Raw genomic sequence first — 25,561 nt, forward strand, 5'->3', positions numbered from 1 at the left:
CTTTCTTCTAGTTAAACTTATTCATCGTCTTCATAAAGTCGCCGGTTTGAACCCAATATTCAATTGCGGCAACCGCTTTATCCCGACCTTCTTCAAAGAATGGACGTTCCGTTGGGGTAAATCTTCCTAATACCCAATCAACGATCGTCATGATCTTCGGCCGTCCGATTCCAACCTTGACCCGTTTGAAATCTTGCGTTCCAACATGCTGGATAATGCTTTTAATTCCGTTGTGGCCGCCTGCTGATCCTTTTTGCCGCAAGCGGACCCGGCCGACTTCCATATCAAGGTCATCTTGAACGATCACCAGGTCATCGACATCACTTTTATAAAAATCCATCAACGGTCGCACTGCTCTTCCGGAATCATTCATAAAAGTCAGCGGTTTAACCAATAAAACCTTTTCGCCATCGATCATTCCCTGACCGATCATTGCTTCATCTTTTTCTTTATTAATTTCAATTTGGTTCCGCGTGGCAAGTTCATCAACCACCATAAAACCAGTATTGTGTCGGGTTCCATCATACCGTGAACCGACATTTCCAAGGCCAACGATCATTTTCATTTGAAAAACCTCCTTCTAGTCATCTTTTAAAATACGCAAAAACGGCCTGCAATTCAGCAAGCCACCCATTAATCTGATTTCGCATTTAGTATATCATATTTTAGTTTCAAACGATTTTGCAATGTTTTTTTGAATTAAATATTTCTTAGAGGTTCCTTAGTATGTTATTATAATGTTTGAAACTTTTTGATGACGATCTAAGGAGCTTTATCATGATTTTAAAAGAAATTGTTAAACCGAAAAGTGAATTAACAACCATTCCCGAAACAGCAACCCTTGAAGAGGCGCTCGATATTTTGGAAGCATCCGGTTTTCGTTGTGTTCCGGTTCTTGACGAATCAGGTAAATTGTTCCGTGGAAACATCTACAAAATGCACATTTACCGGCATAAGTCACGCGGCGGCGATATGCAATTACCGGTAACTCAATTACTTAAAAATGCCACCAAGTTTATTTCGATCAACTCGGCATTTTTCAATATTTTCTTTACAATTAAAGACTTACCGTACATTACCGTTTTAGATGAAGAAAATCAATTTTATGGAATTTTAACTCACAGCAGCTTGTTGAACATGCTATCGCAATCATGGAACGTTGATACCGGAAGTTATGTCTTGACCATTCTTTCCAACGGCGATCGCGGTGACCTTGCAAAAATGTCGAAGATCATTACCCGCTATACGGTGATTGCCAGCTGTATTTCACTTGATCTGCACGAAAAAAACAACATTCAGCGAATCTTATTTACCCTTCCGTCTGAAGTTTCAGAACACAAACTCAAACGGATCGTTGCTAGTTTGAAACGAAATAAATTTACCGTTACTGAAATTGAAAATTTACATGCTTCGTCAATGTAGAAAAAAAGGTTGTGACCGCAGTCACAACCTTTTTTTTAATCAATTTCTCCTAAACCTACGCTCACTTCAAGCGCATGGTTAACCTGATTCATTATCGAATCATCCAAATGGGTAATTTTTCGTTGTAAGCGCCGTTTATCAATCGTCCGAATCTGTTCAAGCAGAATTACGGAATCCTTTCCTAATCCGTCCTTCGACTTCGCAACCGCTACGTGCGTTTGCATTTTTGGTTTCGAAATTTTCGACGTAATTGCTGCGATAATCACGGTCGGGCTAAAACGATTGCCAATATTATTTTGAATGACCAACACTGGACGCAATCCACCCTGCTCTGAACCAACGACCGGGGATAGGTCTGCATAGTAAATATCACCACGTTTAATTTTTGAATTCATTTGATCCCCGATCCTTTACTAACTCCCGAATCATTGACTGACATTCTTGCTCGCACCGTTGAAATTCGGTACAAATATCCTGATTGATTGCTTCCATCTCACTGTAACCCGCAATCAATTGTTCAAGTGAATTACGGTGTTTTAAGATGTAAAATGCCAATTGCGGTTGGTGCTTGATGTCGTCAACCGTAATCGAATAGTAATCACAGTAAACTTTCAAATTTGAACATGCTAATACTTTTTGAACTGCTTCCGTTTCACTTAACCCCATGGCTGATTCCTCCACCGCTGTTATTTTTCAACGTAAAAGCGCGGAACCCGTTGTCCAATCGAACAAAGAATTTCGTAATGAATCGTTCCGGCATAATCCGCAGCATCCTGGGCGGTCTTTTGCTTGCCGCCGTTTTCACCAATTAGCGTAACCTTCGTTCCCAATGGCACTTCATGCGGTAACCGGATCATAAATTGGTCCATGCAAATTCGGCCAACGATTTCGCATTCCTGGCCGTCAACTAAAACCGTTGACCCCTGCATTCGCCGTAACCAGCCATCAGCATAGCCCATCGGAACGGTCCCGATCCATTCATCTTTAGTAGCCGTGTACGTTGTCCCGTAACTGATCGAATCTCCCGGATGAACCTGCTTAACTTCAACAATGTGACTGGTAAGTTCAAACGCTGGTTTTAACGCAACATCGTGCGGTAGTTGAACTTCCTTACCTGATGGATTCAACCCGTACATTCCGATTCCAAGCCGGACCATATTCCCGCCGCATTGCTTGTGCCAAATCGAAGCAGCTGAGTTCGCAACGTGAACGTAACGCGGACGTTGAGTAACAACTTCCATCAGTTCATGGAACTTATTCAATTGCTTCTTGAAGTAAGAATCATCCGCTGAATCAGCCGTTGAAAAGTGGGTAAAGATCCCTTCAAATTCAAATTGGGCTTGATGGTGGTTCATAAATTCGATTGCTGCCTTAACGGTTTCCTGATCACGGAATCCGATCCGGCCCATTCCCGTATCAAGGGCAAGGTGAACCTTTAACTTCAAATTTTGGGCTGCTAATAATGGCTGGGCCGTTTGTAAGAAGTGAAGGTCGCTGACTGCCGTTGATAAGTTGAATTTTGCCATGTACGGGGCTTCCGTTTCTGGTGAAGCACCTAAAATCAAAATCGGCTTTGTAATTCCATTTTCCCGTAACGCAACGGCTTCATCGATCACCGCCACGCAAAAGCCGTCAACTCCGGCTTCCTGTGCAGCAACTGCAACGGGAACTAAACCGTGACTGTATGCATCAGCTTTGACCACGGCAAACAATTCCTGGCCGGGTTCCATTCGTTGACGTTCAATTTCTAAATTATGCTTGATTGCCCCTAAATCAATGGTGGCACATGTTCCACGATGTTTTCCAATAATCATTTTTAGTCCTTCTTCTCCAAAATAACCTCTGTCATTACTAACTCATCCGTATGCGAAATTGAAACGAACGCCTTTAATTCATTCTGCTTAGGGTGACGGCGCAGCTCGGGTTTGCCGAGTTCATTATCGATAATTTCCAAATCCTTAAAATTGACCGCCTTCCCGATTCCAGTTCCCAGCGCCTTGCTGTATGATTCCTTTGCTGAAAATCGGCCTGCTAAAAACTCATCCTGGCGCTTTGAACCGAGTTTCTGATACACCGCCAATTCATTGGCCGTCAAAATCTTGCGGGCAAAAGCATCCCCCTTTTGGCGAATGCGATGAATTCGTTCAATTTCCGTTAAATCAATTCCTAATCCCCAAATCATTGTTATCGTTTCCGAATCTTATATTTTGGCTTGGTTGCCTGTTTTTTCTTTGGCCGTTGGTCCTTCCGCTTTCCGCTCCGGTCACGATAGTTCCGTTTCCGATTTTTACCGTAACGGTTATCATGCCGGTTAGCCCGTTTCCGCCGCGGTAATGGCCGTTCCGGTGTAATTTTGACCGGAACTGAAGATGCATCTTCGCGCGAAACGGTATTCAATAATGCTGCTGCAAGGTCCAACGTACTGTATTCATTCAATAATTCATTGGCCTGATCACTGTATTTATCCGTATCAGTCCGCGAAATCAAATTATCGATCTCCCGGATCGCACTTTCCATCTGACCGTTAAAGGCTTCCTTGGCTGTCGGCGGCCGCATTGGGATCATCCGTTTACGGGTCAGTTTTTCAATCACCCGCAAATAATCCATTTCATTAGGGGTGACAAACGTGACCGAGATTCCTTGATGACCGGCCCGCCCTGTTCGCCCAATCCGGTGAACATAACTTTCCGGGTCTTGCGGAATATCATAGTTGTAGACATGACTGACACCTGAAATATCCAATCCGCGAGCAGCAACATCCGTGGCCACTAAAATATCAAGGTCACCATCCCGAAATTTTTTCAAGACCGCACTTCGCTGCTGCTGTGACAAGTCACCATGAATGCCAGCCGCATTATAACTACGGGCAACCAATCCGCGCGAAAGCTCATCGACCCGCCGTTTCGTCCGTCCAAAAACGATCGTTAATTCAGGTGCCTGGACGTCTAAAATCCGCGTCATTACATCAAATTTTTCATTTTCCCGAACCTTAACGAAGAATTGGTCAACTAAATCAGCCGTTAATTGCTGGTTCTTGATTTTCACAATCTCCGGGTGATTCATGAACCGTTTGCCGACTTTCAAGATTGCTGGTGGCATGGTTGCTGAAAAAAGCAACGTCTGCCGTTTTTTTGGAATTTGCGCAATGATTTTATTGATGTCATCCAGAAATCCCATATCAAGCATTTCATCCGCTTCATCCAAAACAAGCGTTTTAACCTTGCTTAAATTGACCGTTCCCCGTTGAAGATGGTCAAGTAACCGTCCTGGAGTTCCAACTAAAATATGGGGCGGATAATTTTTTAGCTGTTTAATCTGCCGGACAATATTTGCCCCGCCGAAAACCGCCTGGACCTTTACTAATTTTTCTTTTCCAAGTTTGAAGATTTCTTCCTGAGTTTGAATTGCGAGTTCCCGGGTCGGTGAGATCACAAGCGCTTGAATCTCACGCCGCGAATAATCAATCTTTTGCAGTAACGGTAATCCGAAAGCCGCCGTTTTGCCCGTTCCGGTTTGGGCTTGACCAATCACATCGATTCCCGAAAGAACCAGCGGAATGGTCTTGGCCTGGATCGGCGTCGGTTCTTCAAAGCCGGTTCGCTTTACCGCTTCTAATAATTGATTATCTAATCCTAAATCGCTAAAATTCAATCTCAAATTCTCCTTAATCTTCATTCTCTGCCGGATTCAAGGCAGCTAAGACCTTTTCAAGATGCATTCCGTGGCTACCTTTCAGTAAAACAACATCTTCCGGACGCAAATCATGTTGAAGGTCATCAATTAATTGTTCCTGGTTGCCAAATTCAAAGTAATGGATCCGTTGAGGAGCCATCATTCCTTCAAGCTTGGTCTTTAACGGCTTGATTTCGTTTCCGTAAAGGTAAACTTCATCAATTTTGGCCGGGTCAATTGCTTCTGCTAGTGAAGCATGCAATTCAGGTGATTGCTCACCGAGTTCCAACATATCGCCTAAAACGACGATCCGGCGCCCGCCATCTTCAACTGGCACTTCCTTAAATGAATGCAGAACCGCCTTGACCGCTGTTGGATTTGAATTATAAACATCGCTTAAGATCCGTTCGCCAAGGGCCCCGTTGACCCATTCAGTCCGGTTAGCAGTTAACGCAAACGTCTTCAAAGCTTGAATTATGTTGGCAATTTCAATATGCATTAACTTTCCAACTTCAATGGCTGCTAACGCATTTTTAACGTTGTAATCCCCAATCATTGGAATCTTAAATTCATCAGGAGTTAATGCCGGAACTTTAAAGGTCGTTGCGTGATCATTTCCTTGAATATCACTTGCAGCCAAATCATCGGTTTGTTCATCTAACCCAAATGTCTTGGTTGCCTGAACAAGATCCGCCGTCCGTGCCCGCAAAAGCGGTTCGTCCCCGTTGTAAATTAAAGTTCCGTCTTCTTTTAATCCATGAGTGATTTCCATTTTGGCATCGGCAATCCGGTCACGGGTTCCAAAGAACTCAATGTGGGCTTCCCCGATCATTGTGATGACCGCAATATCAGGTTCGACCAGCCGACTAAGCTTATCCAACTGGCCAAAGCGGTCCATTCCCATTTCGACCACTAAAACTTCCGTATTCGGCTCCATTGAAAGACAGGTCATTGGAACCCCAATTTCATTATTAAAATTGGCAAAAGTTTTCGTTACGTTATATTGCGTTTGCAAAACCGCCGCGATCATGTCTTTCGTGGTTGTTTTCCCATTACTGCCGGTAACTGCAACAACTTGCGGATTAATTTTGTGCAGGTAATACTTGGCAAGCTTTTGCATTGCAGCTAACGTATCTTCAACCGGTAATGCAGGAATTGCAGTTGGAATTGCCCGGTGATCAGTTTGCCAAAGGGTTGCTGCTGCTTGAGCATCAATTGCTTTTTGAATAAATTGATGGCCATCGTTTTCGCCCTTCAATGGGACAAACAACGCCCCAGGCTTCATTTGCCGACTATCGAAGCTGACACTCGTGATCGTAATGGTGTTCCACTCTGCCGGAATATCTTCAACCTCCAATACCCGTGCAATTTCTGATAATTGCATCTTCATTGATTTTATCTTCCTTTCCTTATTCATTCCGAATCCTAATCTAAGATATTGTACCACATTCAATCATTATTTTCTTGTTAAAAAAAGACTGTGACATAAGTCGCAGTCTCTTTACTATTGCATAATCGGGTTCCAAAACAAACGAGCTGCGACGCGAAGCTAGAGGAAGGACGCAAGCCTCCGAATCTATGCTCTGCGATTCGTTCGCTTTTCTGCTTCCACCACGCTCGTTTTTACTGTTTTGTCACACCTTCTCATACTTACATATGTTCCAACCGCTCAATTCGTTTTTCGATTGGCGGATGAGTATCAAATAAATGGGTCCATGAACCTTTTTTAAACGGATCGGCAATGTAAAGTGATGCACTGCTTGTGTTCGCGTTCCGCATCGGTTCACTATCTGAAATTGCCCTTAAGGCATCGATCAAGCCTTGCGGATTACGTGTCAATTCGACTGATCCCGCATCAGCAAGATACTCCCGGTTCCGTGAAAGGGCCATTTGAGCAAGGGTAGCTGCAAGCGGACCTAAAATCAGCGTTAGAATCGAAAAAATCATTGCAATAATTGCTGACTGATTGTCATCATCATCGCGGTTGACCCGTCCCCAAAAGAACGAATTCACTCCTAAGTTTGCAAGGTATGAAATTGCGGATGACAATGCTAACGCCGTTGATTGCAGCCGAATATCATAATTTCGAATATGACTGATTTCATGGCCAATTACTCCTTCAAGCTCTTCCCGGTTCAACCGTTCAAGCAAGCCCGTCGTTGCGGCAACGGCTGCATGCTGCGGATCTGGTCCGGTGGCAAATGCATTAGGACTTGGATCATCAATAATGTAAACTTTTGGCATCGGAACTTTACCGACCATTGCCATGTCTTGAACAACGTGATATAAAACCGGCGCCTGCTCTTCAGTAACCGGATGGGCATTATTCATGCTCATGACGATCGACGTTGATTGGGTCAACGTCATGATCATGTAGAAAAGGCCAACGCCAATCGCAATTGCAATTCCAATCGTTGCCCGGCCGTAACAAAAATAGCCAAGAGCCGCTCCCATCAAGCCGACTAAAACATAAAATCCAATTAAAACGTAAATCGTTTTCCGCTTATTTTGCGCGATTTGCTGATAAAGCATTTGCTAAAACCTCCGTTTCAACAAACTAATTCAAAAATTAAAATGAAACCTTGGGTGCTTCCTTCGCTGCACTTGGAGTTTCCAAGTAGTTAACCTTTGTCATGTGGTGAATATGAGCAACCATGTTTGACGGGAAGGTTACTAATTTTTGGTTATACAATGCGGCTGAACTATTAAAGAGTTGCCGTGAATAAGCAATTTTATTTTCAGTGTTTGTTAATTCTTCTTGAAGTTGTGAAAATTCTTGGCTGGCCTTCAAATCAGGATAATTTTCTGACAATGCAAAAATTGACTTTAATGCATCCGTTAATTGATTTGAAATCTCCATTTTTTCTTGGTGGGCGTCAGCTGGAAGTTGCATAATTTTGTTCCGTAAGCCAACAACTTCATCAAGGGTTTCCCGTTCATGTTTGGCATAGCCTTTCGTTGTTTCAACCAAGTTTGGAATCAAATCGTTCCGCCGTTGCAATTGAACATCAATTTGGCTCCACGCTTCATCAGTATTAACTTTGGCACGTTGAAGACCGTTGTACATTACAATGTATGTGATCACCAATGCAATCACAATTACTAAAACAATTAATCCAATCATTCCTGATCCTCCGTTTATTTTGGTAATAAAAATTAGTTACGATACAGCAGAGGAGGCCGACATTTGTCTGACCTCCTCACTTTTGCGGTATTTTGTTTATCCAAAATAGTTGAACGTTTTATCCACATTAAAAGTTCAACGCCACCCTGCAATCCGGCAGTAATGGTGTCCGCGTTCGATTTAAAGCCGTCTGTGCCGCAGCACACCAGAAAATCTCTGGCCGGCTTTCCTCGACTCATCGCATACCAATACCATATCATTTTTCATTTTAGATTACAAATCTTTGGTCATTACATGGTGGGGAAGATCAGCTTCTTCAAACTGATCTCCTTCAACTTGATATCCTAACTGGGTATAAAATGATTGCGCATCATCTTGAGCGTGCAAAATCAATCTTTCAGCCTGTTGAGCAAGCGCGTCCTGTTCAATCTGCGCCATCATCTCAGTTCCATAATGCTTATTGCGTTCTTCAGAAACGACCGCAACCCGTTGGATTAACCACTCATTCGCTTTCTTTACAACCCGCGCAGTTGCAACCGGATGACCATCAACGTATCCAACGTAATAGCACGGTCCATCTTCACCCTTCATTTCCTTTTCAATCGGGATTCCCTGTTCGTTAACAAAAACCTGTTCCCGAATTGCGACAGCGTCTTTATACAAATTGCGGTCAAGATCAACTGTCTTTTCAATTTCTAACATATATCTACCTCGTGAATTATTGTCGTAATCTCCCAAGAAAACCTTTAAACAGCTTCCCTAACAACATTCTCACTCACAGTTAGATAATTTAATCATATCCCCGGCGATTTTTCAAGTTTTGAACGAAATCCTAGTGATTCAAAATCCAAATGAAAATCACAAAAACGATTCCAAGGATATACATCAATGCCGGAACTTCCTTGCCACGTTTAGCTGCCAGCATCGTTAACGGATAAGCGATAAATCCTAAAGCCAGCCCGTCAGAAATACTGTATGTCAATGGCATTCCAACCAAAATTAAGAATGCTGGAATCGCAATTTCCAACTTGTCCCAATGGATTTTTGCCATATTTTGGGCCATTAAAACCCCAACGATAATCAATGCTGGAGCAGTAACTTGAGAAGTAACTACACCTAAAAGCGGCGAAAAGAACATCCCTAAAATAAAGAGGATTCCAGTGATCACGACGGTCAATCCGCTCCGACCGCCAACGGCAATCCCGGCTGATGATTCAATGTAAGCCCCGACAGGTGAGGTTCCAAGCACTGAACCAACCATCATCCCAGTTGAATCGGCCATCAAGGCGCGACCGGCACGCGGCAACTTATTATCCTTCATAAAACCGCCTTGTTGGGCTAACCCAATCAACGTTCCGGTCGTATCAAAGAATGTTACTAATAAGAACGTAAAGACAACGATCCACATCTGGACGGTATTAATACTTCCAAGATGATGAAGGGCCACGCCGAATGTTGGCTTCAAACTTGGAATTGCCGAAATAAAATGATGCGGCATTGGAATATATCCCATTACGATTCCAAAGATTGCCCCCAGAACCATTCCAATAAAGATTGCTCCAGGAACATTTAAAATCAGTAACAAAGCCGTTGCAAGCAACCCAAACAAGGTTACCCAAACTGCTCCGTGAATGCTGCCTAAACCAACCAGGGTCGACTTGTCAGCAATAATGATTTTTCCATCTTGCAACCCCACAAATGCAATGAATAAACCAATTCCGGCAGAAATTGCATACTTCAAGTCTTCGGGAATTGAATTAATAATCGTTTCCCGAAGTTTTAAAACCGTTACCAGTAAGAAAATGATCGATGCTACAAAAACACCGGCTAAAGCGGTTTGCCACGGAATATGCATTCCGATACATACTGAGTAGGTAAAGAATGCATTGATCCCTAAACTTGGAGCGGAAGCAAATGGATACTTCGCGTATAACCCCATCACTAAACATGCAAAAGCAGCCGAAACAGCCGTTGCCGTAAAGACTGCCCCCTTATCCATTCCCGATGCACCTAAAACGCTCGGGTTCACAAACAAAATATAGGCCATTGATACAAAAGTGGTAACGCCCGCAACAAATTCCCGTTTAAAATTCGTATGCAGCTTATCAAACTCGAAATAATTTGCAATGCCTTTCAAAAGTAACACTCCTTCGGTAAAATACGAACATTATTTTGATTGTTTAAATCAAACAACATTAATAAATATATATCACAAAATTTCTTTTGTAAACGGTCAAATAAATACGAAAGTTATTTTTCGACATTTCTTTGAAATTAAAAAGCGAGAACCGAACATTAATCTGTTTGATTCTCACTTTAATCTGATCAAATTAGTCTTTTAAACTTTCGATGTAACTAAAGACGCCTTGGCCGGCAATTCCGCCATCACCAACAGCGGTTGTGATTTGACGCAACTTCTTATCCCGAACATCGCCAACTGCAAACACGCCTGGAACGCTCGTCTTCATTTCGTCATCCGTAATGACCCAACCTTGTTCGTCAGTAATTCCAAGGTCTTTAAATGGTTCCGTCATTGGAACATTTCCAATGTAAATAAATACGCCATCGGTTGGAACTAGCCGATCTTCATTCGTTTCCTTGTTGTGAGTCTTTACGCCGGTAACTTTCTTACCGTCACCCACAATTTCAGTTACGATCGTATTCCACGTAAAGCCAATCTTATCATTCGCAAATGCTCGATCTTGCAAAATCTTTTGGGCCCGTAACTGATCACGCCGGTGAACAATGTTAACGTTATTAACCAGCTTTGCAAGGTACTCACTTTCTTCAACGGCCGAATCACCGCCACCGACCGTCGTCACATTTTTTCCACGGTAGAAAGCACCGTCACATACTGCACAGTATGAAACACCCTTACCGCTGTATTCATCTTCACCTGGAATTCCAAGTTTCCGGTATTGTGATCCGGTTGCAATTACGATTGCCGGAGCCTCAAGTTCGCCGCTATCAGTTTTAACGTGCTTGATACCGTCTTCGTCAACCGTCACCTTTTCAACGTTGCCGTAGACAAAATCTGCTCCAAATTGAATTGAACTTTGATACATTTGCTCAGCCAAATCCGGACCTAAAATTGATTTAAATCCGGTATAGTTTTCAACCTCTGCCGTGTTGTTCATTTGACCGCCATATACCCCACGATCAAGCATTGCAACTTTAAGGTTTGCCCGTGATGCGTAAAGCGCAGCCGTCATTCCACCAGGGCCTGCACCGATCACAATTACGTCGTATTTATCTGCCATTGTGACACCTCATTAATTAAAGATATTGATTGATAATTTGTTCAAGTTGAGTTTTATCATGATACCCAACAACTGTATCTACAATTTTACCATCTTTTTTGATAACCATTGTTGGAATTGACATAATTCCCAATTCTTGGGCTGTCCCAGGATTTTGATCAATATCCATTTTTCCAAATTGAATCTTGTCGCTCATTTCATCAGCCAATTGATCAATAACGGGGCTTTGCATCCGGCAAGGACCGCACCATGTTGCCCAAAAGTCTGTAAATGTAACGCCCTTAGCGGTTTCAGCTTCAAAATTTTGGTCAGTTAATTCTTTAATCATTCTAATCGTCCTTCCCATATTTGATTTACTTACTTTTTACAAGTATAAAATATCAAATTTACAATCCAATTTCAACCGGATTGCTTAACTTAATTTTAGCTCACTTGGAGACGAAAGCCTAGAAAAAAAGAAGTTGGCCTTCGCCAACTTCTCATTCCAATTATTTGTTTGTAAAGCCGTATTTCTTGTTGAAACGATCGACAACCCCGTCTGCTTGAGTAAACTTTTGCTTACCTGTGTAGAATGGGTGTGAGTCGCTTGAGATTTCAACACGGATCAATGGGTATGTATTGCCATCTTCCCATTCAACAGTTTCATCTGATGTTGCTGTTGAACCAGACAAGAACTTGTATCCTGTTGATGAATCCATAAATACAACTTTGTGGTAATCTGGATGAATTCCTTGTTTCATTTTAATTTCGCTCCTTTGCCCTGGTCCATTTGCTGAGCCAGAGTTATTTATGCATATAACATGCAACATACACCATGTTATCATGAATAAAATTTTCATGCAATAACTCTTTGAATTATTTAACCGACTTTATTTTGCTGATTTGCTGAACAAACTCATCGTTATTCTTCGTCTTGCGCAGCATGTTCAAAACTTCCGTTGTATCTTGCGTCAAGTCGTTTGTCATCAACTTCCGCCGCAACTTCCAAATTGCGTTGCGAATGTCATCACTCAGCAGCAGATCTTCCCGCCGGGTAACTGATTTATCCAAATCAATTGCCGGGTAGATTCGCCGTTCAGCCAGTGTTCGACTCAGTTGCAATTCTTGGTTCCCGGTTCCTTTAAATTCTTCATAGATCACGTCATCCATTCGACTGCCGGTATCAACTAACGCCGTTGCAAGAATCGTTAAACTGCCGCCTTCTTCAACGTTGCGGGCTGCCCCGAAGAATTTCTTCGGTTTGTACAAGGCTGCTGGATCGACCCCACCAGATAACGTCCGTCCGCTTGGAGTTTCAACCAGGTTATATGCCCGAGCAAGCCGGGTAAGCGAATCAAGCAAAATTACAACGTCCTGTTTATCTTCGACAAGCCGCATTGCCCGTTCCAAAACGAGTTCAGCAACGCGCACGTGATTTTCCGGACGTTGATCAAATGTTGAATAAATCACTTCACCGTTAACCGTTCGCTCTAAATCCGTAACTTCTTCCGGCCGTTCATCAATTAACAGCAGCATCAACTTAGCATCTGGATAGTTAGCCGAAATCCCGCCAGCGATCGCCTTTAATAAGCTAGTTTTCCCAGCGTTGGGCGGCGCGACGATCAATCCCCGCTGACCAAATCCGATTGGGGCAAACAGATCGATCACCCGCGTCGAAATATTTTTCGAAGTCGTTTCTAACTTGATCTGTTTGTCCGGATAAATCGGGGTCAGTGCTGGGAAATGCGGCCGGTTCTTGGCTTCTTGCGGCGCCTTACCGTTGACCGAGTCGATTCGCATCATGCCGTAGTTTTGTTCCCCATGCCGTGGCGGCCGGGCTAACCCAGCGACCCGATCACCGTTCCGCAGACCAAATAAACTGATCTGACTTGCCGAAACGTAAATATCTTCTTGCGACGGGCCATAATTGATTGGCCGCAAGAACCCATATGAATCATGAGAAATGATTTCAAGAACGCCATTCATAAAGAAATAGCCTTGTTTTTCAGCTTGCGCCCGGACGACTGCCATCGCAAGCTCTTTTTTATTCATCTGACTGTAATATGGAATTTTATACTGACGCGCGTATTCATAAATCTCCCGCAACGTCTTCTTTTCAAGATCTTCAAGGGTGATGTTTTCGTGTGAAGCCTGTTGTTGAGCTTCCTTGTTCTTATTAGTTTCCTTTGCCTTTGAAGATGCTCTTCCCTTTAAAACCCGCTTTTTTTCGGATTCGCTTTTCTTTGATGTTTTCTTTTCCATCCCGCACTACTTTCTAAAGATTATCAGCAACCGTCAATAACTCGATATCAACTGATAATCCACGCATCTTTTCAACGATTCGGTCATAACCACGCAAAATATTATCTGCATTATTAATAACCGTTGTTCCTTTAGCCATCAATCCTAGTCCAAGGAGCGCAACCCCGGCCCGAATTTCACCGGCATCAACATTGGCTCCCTTAAGATTCTTCGCATGATGAATCGTAAATACCCCATCTTTGCATGAGATATCTGCACCCATCCGCTGCATTTCAGGAATGTGTTTGATTCTTTTCGGATAAATCGTTTCAATGATCTTGGATGTTCCTTGCGCACACATTAATAATGGCGTAATCGGTTGCTGCAAGTCAGTCGCAAATCCAGGGAACGGTGATGTCTTGACAGTTACCGGACTCAAACGGTCATTGCCTGGAATGTAAATGCTGTCTTCATCAATTTCCATCGTAACGCCCATTTCACGCAGTTTAGCAATGAATGGGTCCAAGTGTTCTGTAATTACATTCTTTACCAAAACCCCGTCACCATTCGCTGCTGCAAATGCAAGGTAAGTTCCAGCTTCGATGCGATCTGGAATAATCGTGTGGGTATTCGTCGACTTTAAACTCTCAACCCCTTCGATTCGGATCTCATCCGTTCCGGCACCGCGAATGTGGGCTCCCATATTGTTCAGGAACGTTGCTAAGTCAATGATTTCTGGTTCCTTTGCAACATTTTCCATGATCGTTGTTCCCTTTGCTTTAACGGCGGCAAGCAAAACATTGATCGTTGCCCCAACAGATACCATATCAAAGAAGACCCGCGCCCCATGCAGTCCTTCAGGACCAGTCGTAATCCGAACCGCGTTATCTTCCTCTTCAACATGCGCACCGAGCGCTTTAAATCCTTTAATATGCTGGTCAATCGGCCGTGGTCCAATGTTGTCTCCGCCAGGGAATCCAACAACCGCCTTACCAAACCGGCCAAGCATTGCACCCATGAAATAGTATGATGCCCGCAAACTGCGAATCGCATCCCCAGGTAACGGGCGGTTCTCGATATTAGTAGGATCAATTTCTAATTGTCCATGCGAAAAATGCGATTTTACATTCATCGCTTCAAGAATCAACATTAAATTGTGGACATCTAAAATCTCAGGAACTGAGTCAAATTTAACCGGAGTATCAGCTAAAATTGCAGCCGGAATCAAGGCCACCGTACTGTTTTTTGCACCGCCGATCGTTACTTCGCCGTGCAAGCGCTGTTCTCCTTTGACGATCATTTTTTTCATCGCAAGAATCCTCACTAATTTTTTAAATTTATTTATTATAATCCGAACCATCGTCAAGGCGACGTGTCAACTTTAATGATACAAAATCCTTAATTGGGTTTCAATCGTTTTTAAAGAATATTACTAATTTTGTGTCGCGTAGCCCGTTGCGTAATTGATTCGAATATTGTTTTGAACATTCGGAACAAAAACGTTAAATTCTAATGATCCATCGGACGACTTAGCTTCAATATGCGCCCCTGACGGAACTAAATTATTACCGTCGTAAATATCAGTCACCCGGTAACGAACTTGCTTATTTTGATCAAGCGCTTTCCGGACTAATCCTTCATAATAATTCTGCCCCGTTGAATCTGCTGACCGGGCTTCGTTTGCCCATGCAGTTTGGGTTGCAACGTTGGCCGGATTCGATTCCGAAGCGTTAAAGCCACGAATTCCGCCAACCAATGCATATCCTAACAGGTGTCCCCGATCATAAGCATGCTTATATTCTCCCGGTAATCCGCTTAATTGATGAAATCCGGCTGGTTTCCAATCGGTGCGACCGTTCCCAGTTTGCTCCCGGTTTTTGTACTGCCGGCAAGTCTTATTCAACCATGCATTTCCAATGTGCGGCCGGCCCAAGTTATCAACTTCATCCGTTGCATACGGCGCACTTGCAATCTGCGCATTCAAATCATTTTGATTATTGTTGATAATGAACGCCCCATGCCCGTTATAGGTGATCGAACCCCCAAGCTGTTGTTTAACACTATCCGTTAATACGCTTGATGCCAACTTTTGATTCGGAGTATTCTGACCTGCCCGGACATTTTGCGTCATTCCAAGATCAAGCCGGCCTAGTTTACCAGAAACTCTTCCTCCGGCAAGCACGATCAAAATTGCGGCTAAGACCGTAATAATAACCTGTGACGGAGTAACCTTTTGCTTTTTGCGTTTTCTCTTTACCATTTTACTTTCCTTTCTTTAACGCCAATCAACTTCGGTAAATACAATAAAAGAGACTGGACATGATTGTCGCAGCCTCTTCGCTCTCAATTACAGTTTTTATTGTTTATCATCACTTGTAACTGGTTCCTCATCAGCCAACAATTCCTGTAATTCTTCATATTCTTCAGGACGAACTTCAACTTGTCCCGCCTTGATTGCATGAATCCGTTCGACTGAAAAATGACTTGTCAGTGCCAATTCAGCATCTGTTAAATGATACTTTTCTTGATACTTTACAATTTCTTCAGCAAGGTGTCCTAATTTCTTTTCTTTCATCCCTAGTTCGCCTCCGTCATCTATTGCTACTATAAGGATAACACATTTAATTCAATTCGCCTTCTAAAATTACTTTTGATTTTCAAAAGCAGCTTTAACGAATGCGGCATATAAGCCTTCTGGACGTTGTGGCCGTGATAAGAATTCTGGGTGGTATTGTGATGCAACGAAGAACTTGTTTTCTGGAATTTCGATAACTTCAACTAAGCGGTTATCCGGTGATGTTCCTGAGAAGACAAGGCCGTGAGCTTCAAACGCATCGCGATATTCATTGTTGAATTCGTAACGGTGACGGTGACGTTCTTGAATTACATCTTGATTATCATAAGCGGCAGCTGCAACTGTGCCTGGACGAAGTTTGCATGGATATGCTCCTAACCGTTGAGTATTTCCCATGTCTTCAACGTCGGCTTGTGCTTCCATCAAATCAATTACTTTGTGTGGTGCGTCTGGGTTAACTTCGCCAGTTGTTGCATCTTCAATTCCAAGAACATCGCGGGCAAATTCGATACTTGCCATTTGCATTCCAAGGCAAACCCCTAAGAATGGTACGTTTTCTTCACGGGCATACCGAATTGCTTGGATCATTCCTTCGATTCCCCGTGAACCATAACCGCCAGGAACAATAATTCCGTCATAGCTGCCAAGTTTTTCAGCAACGTTATTCTTATCAATGTTTTCAGCATCAAAGTAATCGATGTCAACCTTGGCGTTTACCTTGTAACCAGCGTGCCGGAGAGCTTCATTAACTGAAATGTATGCATCTGGAAGTTGAGTATACTTTCCAACCAATGCAATCTTGACATGGCCCTTAAGGTTCCGAACCCGATCAACTAATTCTTTCCATTCAGTCATATCAGCTTCTGGAGTTTCAAGTTTCAATTTCCGGCAAACAATATCATCCATGTGTTGAGCTTGCAAGTTCAATGGAATTTGGTAAAGCGTATCAACATCAAGGGATTCAATTACAGATTCTGGATCAACGTCACAGAAACTTGCAATCTTGTTCCGGATTCCTTGTGAAATCGGTTTTTCAGAGCGAACAACCAAAATATTTGGTTGAATGCCGACACTCCGTAATTCCTTTACACTGTGTTGGGTTGGTTTGGTCTTCATTTCACCCGCAGCCTTCAAGTATGGAAGAAGGGTCGTGTGAATGTAAAGCACGTTATCAGCGCCAACTTCCGCCTTCATTTGCCGTAAAGCTTCAAGGAACGGAAGGGATTCAATATCCCCAACAGTTCCCCCGATTTCAGTAATTACAACGTCTGAATCAGTAACCGTTCCGGCACGTAAGATCTTTTCCTTGATCATATCTGTGATGTGCGGAATAACTTGAACGGTCTTTCCTAAATAATCACCGCGCCGTTCCTTCTTTAAAACTTCTGAATATACCTTCCCGGTCGTAACGTTTGAATACTTGTTAAGGTTGATATCAATGAACCGTTCATAATGGCCAAGGTCCAAGTCAGTTTCTGTTCCATCATCAGTAACGAAAACTTCACCGTGTTGGTATGGACTCATTGTTCCGGGGTCCACGTTGATGTATGGATCAAACTTTTGAATTGTAACCTTTAATCCACGATTTTTAAGTAAGCGGCCTAAAGATGCTGCAACAATACCTTTTCCAAGTGAGGAAACAACCCCACCAGTAACAAAAATATACTTGGTCATTGTGAAATATTCCTCCAAATTAATTGATTTCCGGGGATTACAAAAAACAACAAGCCCCCTACCTTAATTCATAAGGTAGGGAGCTTTCTCCGTTCAAAAGGCTCTTCACGAGCGCCCAAATAAGATTCTACCTAATCGTTATTCGAACGTCAAGCCTTTATTCATCATCGTCATCTGAAAATTCGTTAAGTTGACCTTCGATTCCATCTGGCAAATCGTCTTGCGGGTCATCGCCATCGTCCACGTCATCCAAATCGTTTTGGTAATCCTTCAAATCTTGTTGGTGATCATCGTCATCATCGGCAAAATCATCATCTTCAGGATCATCATTGTCATAATCGATTACATCGTCATCATTGTTTGAGTCTAAGAAAGCATTGACCTTTTTCCGCTTTTTGCGTGGTTGGTCATCATCTGCTTCATCAGAATGGACAAGTGCTTCATCGATTGATTCAAATGGATACCATGAGCGCAATGCCCACATATTATCTCCCAATGAGATAAAACTGCCATCAATATTTAAGTCAGTATAGAATTGTGGCAACCGTTCGCGAATTTCTTCATCGCTCTTTTCAAGGAAATTTTGAACCTCGTTTGTTAAATCAGCAAACGCCATCGGTTCGCCTTTTTCATGCAAAATTTCCCGTGAAACTTCGATCATTGACAATTCATCTTTATTCATACCTTCGAATTTTTCAAGCCCCAATTTGGTACACGTCCTTTCAGCAGTTTACTCTTCATCATACAATACTACGCGGTAAATTGCAATCTGATTTTATAATCGCCAAGTAAAGAATCCCCATTATAAAGGCGGTAATCGATCTCTAACTTACCGGCCCGCGGATCATCCTCAAGCACCGTTTCCATGCGACCGGCAAAAGCTTCAACCGGAATATTACCGTACGGAGTTTGGTACCGGGATGGAATTCGTTTTCCGGGTTTAAAGGTCAAATGCAGCTTCTGATGTTCAAGTTTCCGGGTCAGTTGAACCTCTTCATCGCCTGCAATCTTAAAGGTCACCTTTGCGTGTTCATTTTCTGGGAGTTCTTCTTCATACCGCAAATAAACCGTCTCCCCGATCTCAATCAACCGGCCATCAAAATCTTCCGCATATTCTTCCTTTTGCCCATCTTGCTGATGAACGGTCTCAACGTGAATTTTGACCGGAATTTCATTTTTGGATGCCATCTGATCACTTCCTTATTAAAAATCCTTAGTTCTATTATATCGAGCCGCCATTCACTTTGCCACCGATTAATTTGCCGGTTGCGGTATAATAAAGGCAATCATTAACCGAAAGGAAGTGGCTCCGATCACAGTTTTGCATCCGCAGCTTTTACCAATGGAAAAGGTTCTGCGTGACCCGATCCATAATTACATTTACATTCAGCACCAAGTGATCCTTGACCTGATCAATACCAAGGAATTTCAACGGTTACGCCGGATCAAACAGCTTGGCACGACCAGTTATACTTTCCACGGAGCTGAGCATTCACGTTTTTCGCATTCCGTTGGGGTGTATGAGATCACCCGAAAAATCTGTGACCTCTTCCAACGTAATTATCCAACGCAAAAGGCCAATGATGGTCTATGGGATGATCGTGAACGGCTCGTTGCTTTATGTGCCGCTTTGTTACATGACGTTGGTCACGGAGCATACTCGCATACTTTTGAGCATATTTTTCATACTAACCACGAACAAATGACGCAGCAGATCATCACTTCGCCGGAAACCGAAGTCAACCACGTTCTGCGGCAGGTCAGCGATGATTTTCCTGCGCAGGTCGCCAGCGTAATTGCGAAGACCTATCCGAACCAGCAAGTTGTTCAAATGATTTCAAGCCAGATCGACGCGGACCGGATGGATTACCTTTTACGCGATTCGTACTTTACCGGAACAAAATACGGTAACTTTGATCTCACCCGGATCTTACGGGTCATGCGGCCGTACCACGGCGGGATCGCCTTCAACTTTAGTGGAATGCATGCGGTTGAAGACTACATTGTCAGCCGTTTTCAAATGTACCAGCAAGTTTATTTCCATCCCGTTTCCCGGTCAATGGAAGTCATTTTAAGTTCATTATTGAAACGAGCAAAGGACCTGTATGAAATGGATCAGTTACCGCATGACTTTGCATACGAAACTTTAAATCCGTTTTTTGATAATCAATTTTCACTTGAACAGTACTTGAAGCTTGATGATGGCGTTTTAAATACCTGTTTCAGTATTTGGAGCGAATGCGATGATCACATTCTTAAAGATCTCGCTCGGCGCTTCTTAAACCGCAAACCACTTAAATCAGCTAAGGTCAATGATGATACGCGTTCGTTGTTACCAACCTTACGCAAATTGATTGCTGAAGCCGGTTTTGATCCGTATTATTATGCAGCCACTAATGACAGTTTTGATCTGCCGTACGATTCATACAATCCGAATGCCAAAAAGCCACAAACGCAAATCGAATTGATGCAAACGGATGGAAGCCTGATCGAACTTTCAACGGTCAGCACGCTGGTCAAAGCCATTAGCGGTAAAATCACCGGCGATGAACGATTCTTCTTCCCGCGGGAAATGCTTGCCAAGGGCAATCAGCTTGAAATTTTCACACCCGTTTACCAGCAATTTGAAGAGTATTTGCATAATGACCGGTTGATTTTTCCGAAATAAATAAAGAAGGTGTGACAAAACATCAAAAACGAGCGTGGTGGAAGCAGAAAAGCGAACGAATCGCGCCAGCATAGATTCGGAGTTTTTTGAACTTCACTAGCTTCGCGTCGTAGCTCGTTGTTTTGGAACACGATTATGTGGATAAAGGAAAGAGGTCATGGTGAAAACCATGACCTCTTTCCTTTATCATTTATTAATTAGTCATCAATTTTATCTGAACGAAAACGATTCTTAAATAACGGACTAACCGGTTTATTTTCGTGAATCCGTTTGATTGCATCGCCGATAAGCGGACCAACTGAAACTTGAGTCAACTTATCGATTTGCTTTTCTTCTGGAAGTTGAATTGAATCCGTTACGATAATCTTCTTAATTGGAGACTTATCAAGACGTTCAATTGCTGGACCTGATAATACAGGGTGCGTTGCACATGCATAAACTTCCTTTGCACCAGCATCCATCAATGCTTGGGACGCTAACGTGATCGTTCCGGCAGTATCGATCATATCATCGATAATGATGCACCGCTTGCCATCAACTGAACCAATAATATTCATAATTTCGGCAACATTGGCTTTTGGACGCCGCTTATCAATAATTGCGATCGGAGCCTTTAAGAATTCGGCTAACTTCCGTGCCCGGGTAACCCCACCGTGATCAGGTGAAACAACAACTGCATCTTTTTCAAGGCCGTTCTTCAAGAAGTAGTCGGCCAATAATGGAGCGCCCATTAAGTGATCAACTGGGATATCAAAGAATCCTTGAATTTGAGCAGCGTGCAAATCAAGCACGATTACGCGATCGGCACCCGCCTTTTCAAGCATATCTGCAACCAATTTTGCAGTGATTGGTTCACGAGAACGAGCTTTCCGGTCTTGCCGTGCATATCCATAATATGGCATTACAACGTTGATCGTTGATGCACTTGCCCGTCTTAAAGCATCGATCATAATTAACAATTCCATCAAATTGTCATTAACCGGTGCAGACGTTGACTGGATGATGAAGATTTCATCCCCCCGAATACTTTCTTCAATATTGATCCGAATTTCGCCATCGCTAAAACGGTCAACTGAAGTCTTACCTAAAGGAACTCCTACGGCATCAGCAATTTTCTTTGCCAATGGTTTGTTTGAATTCAAAGCAAAAATTTTAACCTTTGAATTATAACTTTGTTCAGCCATGATTGCCTCCAATAATGATTATTCTACTAATATATAGTATGCGTTAACCGGCTTAAAATCAAGCTAATTCTTAGTCTTTATCAGCTTTTTCGGCCTTTTTTGCAGCTTCTGCAACCGGGTAGCGATCATAGTAACCTTCCTTGTTTACTTGACGTCCCCGACCAATTCCCATTGCATGAGCTGGAACATCGTTTGTAATCGTTGATCCGGCAGCAACGTAAGCGTGGTCTTCAATTTCAAGTGGAGCAACCAAGTTGGCACCACTTCCGATGAATGAGTAGTCGCCAACATTTGTGTGGTGCTTGTTCATGCCATCGTAGTTGATAAAGATCGTTCCACAACCAACATTGATATTCTTTCCCAAAGTTGCATCGCCAACATATGTTAAGTGGCCAACCTTAGTATTCTTACCGATTTCAGCTTTCTTGACTTCAACAAAGTTTCCGATGTGAACATTTTCGCCAATGTCAGCTAATGGCCGCAAATGACTGTATGGTCCAATGTTTGAATTCTTGTGCATTACTGATTCTTCAAGATATGAAACAGTAACCGTGACGCCATCTTCGATCTTGCAGTCGCGAATTTGTGAATGTGCCCCGATCACGCAGTCTTCACCGATAACCGTCTTTCCTTTAAGCTGAACGCCTGGTTCAACGACTGTATCAGCTCCGATTTGAACATCAGCGTCAATGTACGTGTTATCTGGGTCAATAATCGTTACCCCATTACGCATGTGCATTTCATTGATTCGCCGTTGCATTACCTTTGTTGCCTTTGCAAGCGCAACGCGATCATTAACGCCCATTGATTCTTCAAAATCATCCATTTCAAAGGCGCCAACCTTCTTACCAGCTTTTTGGAAGATTCCGATTACATCTGGTAAGTAGTATTCGCCTTGAGCATTGTCATTGTTGACTTGGTGAAGGGCTTCAAACAATGCTTGATTATCAAACACATAAACGCCCGTATTGATTTCATCAACCTTGGCTTCTTCAGGCGTTGCATCTTTTTGTTCCACGATTTTTTCAACTTCGCCAGCAGCGTTGCGAATTACGCGACCGTAGCCAAATGGATCATCGGCTTTGGCTGTCAAAACCGTTGCTACGTCGCCGTTCTTTTCATGATATTCAAATAACTTAGCAAACGTTTCAGCCGTAAACAATGGCGTATCGCCACATGTTACTAACGTCATGCCATCCTTTGAGCCAAGCATCTTTTCTGCTTGCAAAACGGCATGGCCAGTTCCCAATTGTTCTTCTTGAAGAGCATATTCTGTCCGGTCGCCAAGGGTTTCTTGAACCTTTTCTGCCCCGTGGCCAACAATCGTTACGATTTGATCGACGTTATCCTTTTCAACTTGTGAAAGGACGTGGTCAACCATGGCCTTGCCGCATACCGGGTGAAGAACCTTGTATAACTTTGATTTCATGCGAGTTCCTTGACCCGCTGCTAAGATAATTGCAAATTTTGCTGTCATTGATTTATCCTCATTCTCTATTAAAGTTATTTACTCATGTATAAATTCTAACTTAAAAAAATATGAACTTCAATTATTGTTACATTCAAAAAAAGGAAGCCTTTCAGCTTCCTTTTGATCCTACTCTGTCCGCTTACCAAATACCTTTGCAAGGTAATTTCCGGCACTTACGTGGATTGTCTTATTCAATGTATTAACATTATCAACTTTCAATAATGAAGTGTAATCTTCGATCAACCGGCTGCCTTCATCAACGACCCCTTCAGCAAAGACCGTTACTCCGACTAATTCAGAGTCAAATTCTTCAATCATTGACTTCATTCCGTTGATCGTGCCGCCACCCTTCATAAAGTCGTCAACGACTAAAACATGTGAGCCACGCCGCAAACTCCGCTTCGATAATTCCATCTTTTCAATTCGTTGGCTTGATCCTGAAACATAGTTAACTGAAACGGTTGAACCTTCAGTAATTTTTGAATCGCGCCGAACAATTACAAATGGAGCGTTCATGTAGTATGCAACGCTTTGCGCAATCGGCACACCTTTTGTGGCAACGGTCATGATGGCATCCACTTGACGGCCCATGTATTGCCGGGCAATCAACCGGCCGACATGCCGTAAGACTTCCGGTTTGCCTAATAAGTCTGAAAGGTATACGTACCCCCCTGGCAATAACCGGTTTTCTTGTGAAAGTTCAGCTGCCATTTCCCAAATAAAGCGTTCAGCTTCTTCTTCGCCGATTGATGGGATAAAGCGGGCACCACCAGCAGCTCCTGGAATTGTTTCTAAGACTCCAATGCCACGTACATTAAATGTCCGCTTAATGATGGCTAAGTCTTCACTAATTGATGACTTAGCTGATTCATACCGCTTTGCAAAATATGTTAATGATACAAGTTTGTGCGGGTTGTTAAGAAAATAACTTGTCATATCGATCAAACGATCACTTCTACGTACTTTCATCTTCAAGTCCTCCATTCTTAAAATTTCCTAATTTAATGTTTCATTCTATTAATTATTAACGTAAGTTTGCTCTTCTCTTAATAATTAACCCCTATATCATTTTATCCTTCGTATAAGAATAAATATTCGGTTTTTAATACGAATGACGTCATTCTACCATTATCTGGCAATTTAGTCAACGCTTACTTACGGATAAAATCAGGAAAAACATCCGGTTAACCCTTATCTTATCTAATTTTTACGATAAGATTATTTTAATTATTAAATTAAAAAAATGCAATTTCTAAATTATGAATTATGGTTTAAAACTTTTTGAAAAACATATATAATAAAAATTAATTATTAGGTGAAATGAGGAGGTCCCATGGAAACTTTAGAAAAGGCACCTGCTAAGTTAAATCTTAGTCTTGATGCCCTTTTCCGGCATCTTGACGGCGATCCTGAATGGCGGATGGTCATGACGGCAATCGATTTAGCGGATTATGTTCACATTGAAACGCGTGATGATTCGAACGCGATCCAGGTTCAGACAAATACCGGCTTTCTTCCGCAAGATCAACGAAATTTAGCATTTCAAGCAGCGAAAAAGCTTCAAGAACTTTTTCAGATCGATCAGGGAGTAATGATCACCATCGACAAGCACATTCCTGTTTCGGCGGGAATGGGTGGCGGGTCAGCTGATGCTGCCGCCGTGTTGCGCGGTCTTAACAAGCTTTGGAGTCTTAACCAATCGTTAACGGACCTTGCTCGTATCGGGCTTGAAATTGATTCTGACGTTCCGTTTTGCGTATACAGTTGTCCGGCTCTCGTTGAAGGCAAAGGCGAAAAAATCACCCCGTTAAACGATCTGACTTCCTTATGGTTCGTTGTTGCTAAACCAAAGGCCAGTGTTTCAACGCCGACCATTTTAAAACAAATTGATTTCAGTGAAATTCAGCACCTAAACGTTGAAAGCGTCGTTGAAGCAATTCAACAACAAGACTGGAAACGATTGACCGCAAGCATGGGGAATTCGCTTGAACCGATTACGATTCAAAAGTACCCTGAGATCATCCGAATCAAAGAAAAAATGATCAAATTTGGGGCTGAGGCAGCTCAAATGAGCGGAACCGGGCCAACTGTTTTTGGAATCTCAACCAAACAATCACGGGCCCAGCACATTTACAACAGCTTACGGGGCTTTTGTAAGGAAGTCTACCTTGTGCGCCCGTTTAACTTGAAAAATTGTAACTAAAAAGGTTGTGGCATAAGTCGCAACCTTTTTGCTATATCCGCATAATCGGGTTCCAAAACAAACGAGCTATGTGGAAGTTCGAAAAGTT

Annotated in this window: 27 protein-coding genes; 3 read left to right on the forward strand and 24 right to left on the reverse strand. The window is 42.7% G+C overall.

Annotation, left to right across the window (positions count from 1 at the left end; genetic code table 11):
* Window positions 1–7: 7 nt before the first annotated feature.
* Window positions 8–565: an aminoacyl-tRNA hydrolase gene (pth, locus tag FC33_RS01850; RefSeq protein ID WP_057826928.1), complete on the reverse strand. Its 558-nt coding sequence runs from the start codon at window positions 563–565 to the stop codon at window positions 8–10.
* 212 nt (window positions 566–777) lie between these two features.
* Between pth and cbpA the strand changes: the two genes are divergently transcribed.
* Window positions 778–1,422: a cyclic di-AMP binding protein CbpA gene (gene cbpA, locus FC33_RS01855; protein WP_057826929.1), complete on the forward strand. Its 645-nt coding sequence runs from the start codon at window positions 778–780 to the stop codon at window positions 1,420–1,422.
* A gap of 35 nt (window positions 1,423–1,457) precedes the next feature.
* On the opposite strand, the gene FC33_RS01860 is transcribed toward cbpA, so the two are convergent.
* From FC33_RS01860 to FC33_RS01955, 20 genes are all read right to left on the reverse strand, one after another.
* Window positions 1,458–1,817 (reverse strand): type II toxin-antitoxin system PemK/MazF family toxin, encoded by a 360-nt coding sequence (locus tag FC33_RS01860; protein WP_057826930.1) that lies wholly within the window; start codon window positions 1,815–1,817, stop codon window positions 1,458–1,460.
* Window positions 1,801–2,088, reverse strand: coding sequence for a hypothetical protein (locus FC33_RS01865; protein WP_057826931.1), 288 nt, complete (start codon window positions 2,086–2,088; stop codon window positions 1,801–1,803). The genes FC33_RS01860 and FC33_RS01865 overlap by 17 nt, the downstream gene beginning before the upstream one ends.
* A gap of 20 nt (window positions 2,089–2,108) precedes the next feature.
* Window positions 2,109–3,236 carry an alanine racemase gene (gene alr, locus FC33_RS01870; RefSeq protein ID WP_057826932.1) on the reverse strand — a complete coding sequence of 376 codons (1,128 nt, stop codon included), beginning with the start codon at window positions 3,234–3,236 and terminating at the stop codon, window positions 2,109–2,111.
* A 2-nt stretch (window positions 3,237–3,238) separates the two neighbouring features.
* Window positions 3,239–3,604: a holo-ACP synthase gene (gene acpS / locus FC33_RS01875; protein ID WP_057826933.1), complete on the reverse strand. Its 366-nt coding sequence runs from the start codon at window positions 3,602–3,604 to the stop codon at window positions 3,239–3,241.
* A gap of 2 nt (window positions 3,605–3,606) precedes the next feature.
* Entirely contained in the window at window positions 3,607–5,073 is a 1,467-nt protein-coding gene (gene cshA, locus FC33_RS01880) for a degradosome RNA helicase CshA (RefSeq protein ID WP_057826934.1), read from the reverse strand.
* Window positions 5,074–5,086: 13 nt separating this feature from the next.
* A complete protein-coding gene (locus FC33_RS01885) occupies window positions 5,087–6,484 on the reverse strand; it encodes a UDP-N-acetylmuramoyl-tripeptide--D-alanyl-D-alanine ligase (protein WP_057826935.1) in 1,398 nt (465 codons plus the stop codon).
* 260 nt (window positions 6,485–6,744) lie between these two features.
* Window positions 6,745–7,626, reverse strand: a complete 882-nt coding sequence (gene htpX / locus FC33_RS01890; RefSeq protein ID WP_057826936.1) for a zinc metalloprotease HtpX — start codon at window positions 7,624–7,626, stop codon at window positions 6,745–6,747.
* A 37-nt stretch (window positions 7,627–7,663) separates the two neighbouring features.
* Window positions 7,664–8,218: a LemA family protein gene (locus FC33_RS01895; protein WP_057826937.1), complete on the reverse strand. Its 555-nt coding sequence runs from the start codon at window positions 8,216–8,218 to the stop codon at window positions 7,664–7,666.
* A gap of 273 nt (window positions 8,219–8,491) precedes the next feature.
* On the reverse strand, window positions 8,492–8,920 hold the full coding sequence (locus tag FC33_RS01900) for a GNAT family N-acetyltransferase (protein WP_057826938.1): 429 nt from the start codon (window positions 8,918–8,920) through the stop codon (window positions 8,492–8,494).
* A gap of 130 nt (window positions 8,921–9,050) precedes the next feature.
* Window positions 9,051–10,355, reverse strand: a complete 1,305-nt coding sequence (locus tag FC33_RS01905) for an NCS2 family permease (protein WP_057826939.1) — start codon at window positions 10,353–10,355, stop codon at window positions 9,051–9,053.
* 193 nt (window positions 10,356–10,548) lie between these two features.
* The gene (trxB, locus tag FC33_RS01910) at window positions 10,549–11,478 is read right to left on the reverse strand and encodes a thioredoxin-disulfide reductase (protein ID WP_057826940.1); all 930 of its coding nucleotides are present in this window, start codon (window positions 11,476–11,478) and stop codon (window positions 10,549–10,551) included.
* 16 nt (window positions 11,479–11,494) lie between these two features.
* A complete protein-coding gene (trxA, locus tag FC33_RS01915) occupies window positions 11,495–11,806 on the reverse strand; it encodes a thioredoxin (protein ID WP_057826941.1) in 312 nt (103 codons plus the stop codon).
* 160 nt (window positions 11,807–11,966) lie between these two features.
* Window positions 11,967–12,218, reverse strand: coding sequence for a type B 50S ribosomal protein L31 (locus FC33_RS01920; RefSeq protein WP_057826942.1), 252 nt, complete (start codon window positions 12,216–12,218; stop codon window positions 11,967–11,969).
* 115 nt (window positions 12,219–12,333) lie between these two features.
* Entirely contained in the window at window positions 12,334–13,719 is a 1,386-nt protein-coding gene (gene rho, locus FC33_RS01925) for a transcription termination factor Rho (protein WP_081037022.1), read from the reverse strand.
* 13 nt (window positions 13,720–13,732) lie between these two features.
* Window positions 13,733–15,007 (reverse strand): UDP-N-acetylglucosamine 1-carboxyvinyltransferase, encoded by a 1,275-nt coding sequence (locus tag FC33_RS01930; protein WP_057826943.1) that lies wholly within the window; start codon window positions 15,005–15,007, stop codon window positions 13,733–13,735.
* A 123-nt stretch (window positions 15,008–15,130) separates the two neighbouring features.
* Window positions 15,131–15,958: a DNA/RNA non-specific endonuclease gene (locus FC33_RS01935; RefSeq protein WP_057826944.1), complete on the reverse strand. Its 828-nt coding sequence runs from the start codon at window positions 15,956–15,958 to the stop codon at window positions 15,131–15,133.
* A 96-nt stretch (window positions 15,959–16,054) separates the two neighbouring features.
* Window positions 16,055–16,273 (reverse strand): LBP_cg2779 family protein, encoded by a 219-nt coding sequence (locus tag FC33_RS01940; RefSeq protein WP_057826945.1) that lies wholly within the window; start codon window positions 16,271–16,273, stop codon window positions 16,055–16,057.
* 69 nt (window positions 16,274–16,342) lie between these two features.
* Complete coding sequence (locus FC33_RS01945; RefSeq protein WP_057826946.1) at window positions 16,343–17,947, reverse strand: CTP synthase; 1,605 nt, start codon at window positions 17,945–17,947, stop codon at window positions 16,343–16,345.
* Between the two features lie 157 nt (window positions 17,948–18,104).
* Window positions 18,105–18,653: a DNA-directed RNA polymerase subunit delta gene (rpoE, locus tag FC33_RS01950; RefSeq protein ID WP_057826947.1), complete on the reverse strand. Its 549-nt coding sequence runs from the start codon at window positions 18,651–18,653 to the stop codon at window positions 18,105–18,107.
* Between the two features lie 44 nt (window positions 18,654–18,697).
* Window positions 18,698–19,135 (reverse strand): YwiB family protein, encoded by a 438-nt coding sequence (locus tag FC33_RS01955; RefSeq protein WP_057826948.1) that lies wholly within the window; start codon window positions 19,133–19,135, stop codon window positions 18,698–18,700.
* Window positions 19,136–19,289: 154 nt separating this feature from the next.
* Between FC33_RS01955 and FC33_RS01960 the strand changes: the two genes are divergently transcribed.
* The gene (locus tag FC33_RS01960) at window positions 19,290–20,615 is read left to right on the forward strand and encodes an HD domain-containing protein (RefSeq protein WP_057827036.1); all 1,326 of its coding nucleotides are present in this window, start codon (window positions 19,290–19,292) and stop codon (window positions 20,613–20,615) included.
* 197 nt (window positions 20,616–20,812) lie between these two features.
* Here the strand turns inward: FC33_RS01960 and FC33_RS01965 are convergent, their stop codons facing one another.
* From FC33_RS01965 to purR, 3 genes are all read right to left on the reverse strand, one after another.
* Window positions 20,813–21,799 carry a ribose-phosphate diphosphokinase gene (locus FC33_RS01965; protein ID WP_057826949.1) on the reverse strand — a complete coding sequence of 329 codons (987 nt, stop codon included), beginning with the start codon at window positions 21,797–21,799 and terminating at the stop codon, window positions 20,813–20,815.
* Between the two features lie 70 nt (window positions 21,800–21,869).
* Entirely contained in the window at window positions 21,870–23,276 is a 1,407-nt protein-coding gene (gene glmU / locus FC33_RS01970; RefSeq protein ID WP_057826950.1) for a bifunctional UDP-N-acetylglucosamine diphosphorylase/glucosamine-1-phosphate N-acetyltransferase GlmU, read from the reverse strand.
* A gap of 120 nt (window positions 23,277–23,396) precedes the next feature.
* A complete protein-coding gene (gene purR / locus FC33_RS01975; RefSeq protein ID WP_057826951.1) occupies window positions 23,397–24,239 on the reverse strand; it encodes a pur operon repressor in 843 nt (280 codons plus the stop codon).
* A 364-nt stretch (window positions 24,240–24,603) separates the two neighbouring features.
* Between purR and ispE the strand changes: the two genes are divergently transcribed.
* Window positions 24,604–25,473 carry a 4-(cytidine 5'-diphospho)-2-C-methyl-D-erythritol kinase gene (ispE, locus tag FC33_RS01980; protein WP_057826952.1) on the forward strand — a complete coding sequence of 290 codons (870 nt, stop codon included), beginning with the start codon at window positions 24,604–24,606 and terminating at the stop codon, window positions 25,471–25,473.
* The last annotated feature ends 88 nt before the right edge of the window (window positions 25,474–25,561 follow it).

Source organism: Ligilactobacillus aviarius subsp. aviarius DSM 20655, assembly GCF_001436315.1.
GTDB lineage: Bacteria > Bacillota > Bacilli > Lactobacillales > Lactobacillaceae > Ligilactobacillus > Ligilactobacillus aviarius.

Excerpts from the sequence above, each read along its gene's own strand:
- pth (WP_057826928.1), bottom strand. The coding sequence starts at position 565 with ATGAAAATGATCGTTGGCCTTGGAAATGTCGGTTCACGGTATGATGGA.
- cbpA (WP_057826929.1), top strand. The coding sequence starts at position 778 with ATGATTTTAAAAGAAATTGTTAAACCGAAAAGTGAATTAACAACCATT.
- FC33_RS01860 (WP_057826930.1), bottom strand. The coding sequence starts at position 1,817 with ATGAATTCAAAAATTAAACGTGGTGATATTTACTATGCAGACCTATCC.
- FC33_RS01865 (WP_057826931.1), bottom strand. The coding sequence starts at position 2,088 with ATGGGGTTAAGTGAAACGGAAGCAGTTCAAAAAGTATTAGCATGTTCA.
- alr (WP_057826932.1), bottom strand. The coding sequence starts at position 3,236 with ATGATTATTGGAAAACATCGTGGAACATGTGCCACCATTGATTTAGGG.
- acpS (WP_057826933.1), bottom strand. The coding sequence starts at position 3,604 with ATGATTTGGGGATTAGGAATTGATTTAACGGAAATTGAACGAATTCAT.
- FC33_RS01885 (WP_057826935.1), bottom strand. The coding sequence starts at position 6,484 with ATGAAGATGCAATTATCAGAAATTGCACGGGTATTGGAGGTTGAAGAT.
- htpX (WP_057826936.1), bottom strand. The coding sequence starts at position 7,626 with ATGCTTTATCAGCAAATCGCGCAAAATAAGCGGAAAACGATTTACGTT.
- FC33_RS01895 (WP_057826937.1), bottom strand. The coding sequence starts at position 8,218 with ATGATTGGATTAATTGTTTTAGTAATTGTGATTGCATTGGTGATCACA.
- FC33_RS01900 (WP_057826938.1), bottom strand. The coding sequence starts at position 8,920 with ATGTTAGAAATTGAAAAGACAGTTGATCTTGACCGCAATTTGTATAAA.
- trxB (WP_057826940.1), bottom strand. The coding sequence starts at position 11,478 with ATGGCAGATAAATACGACGTAATTGTGATCGGTGCAGGCCCTGGTGGA.
- trxA (WP_057826941.1), bottom strand. The coding sequence starts at position 11,806 with ATGATTAAAGAATTAACTGACCAAAATTTTGAAGCTGAAACCGCTAAG.
- FC33_RS01920 (WP_057826942.1), bottom strand. The coding sequence starts at position 12,218 with ATGAAACAAGGAATTCATCCAGATTACCACAAAGTTGTATTTATGGAT.
- rho (WP_081037022.1), bottom strand. The coding sequence starts at position 13,719 with ATGGAAAAGAAAACATCAAAGAAAAGCGAATCCGAAAAAAAGCGGGTT.
- FC33_RS01930 (WP_057826943.1), bottom strand. The coding sequence starts at position 15,007 with ATGAAAAAAATGATCGTCAAAGGAGAACAGCGCTTGCACGGCGAAGTA.
- FC33_RS01935 (WP_057826944.1), bottom strand. The coding sequence starts at position 15,958 with ATGGTAAAGAGAAAACGCAAAAAGCAAAAGGTTACTCCGTCACAGGTT.
- FC33_RS01940 (WP_057826945.1), bottom strand. The coding sequence starts at position 16,273 with ATGAAAGAAAAGAAATTAGGACACCTTGCTGAAGAAATTGTAAAGTAT.
- FC33_RS01945 (WP_057826946.1), bottom strand. The coding sequence starts at position 17,947 with ATGACCAAGTATATTTTTGTTACTGGTGGGGTTGTTTCCTCACTTGGA.
- FC33_RS01955 (WP_057826948.1), bottom strand. The coding sequence starts at position 19,135 with ATGGCATCCAAAAATGAAATTCCGGTCAAAATTCACGTTGAGACCGTT.
- FC33_RS01960 (WP_057827036.1), top strand. The coding sequence starts at position 19,290 with ATGGAAAAGGTTCTGCGTGACCCGATCCATAATTACATTTACATTCAG.
- FC33_RS01965 (WP_057826949.1), bottom strand. The coding sequence starts at position 21,799 with ATGGCTGAACAAAGTTATAATTCAAAGGTTAAAATTTTTGCTTTGAAT.
- glmU (WP_057826950.1), bottom strand. The coding sequence starts at position 23,276 with ATGACAGCAAAATTTGCAATTATCTTAGCAGCGGGTCAAGGAACTCGC.
- purR (WP_057826951.1), bottom strand. The coding sequence starts at position 24,239 with ATGAAAGTACGTAGAAGTGATCGTTTGATCGATATGACAAGTTATTTT.
- ispE (WP_057826952.1), top strand. The coding sequence starts at position 24,604 with ATGGAAACTTTAGAAAAGGCACCTGCTAAGTTAAATCTTAGTCTTGAT.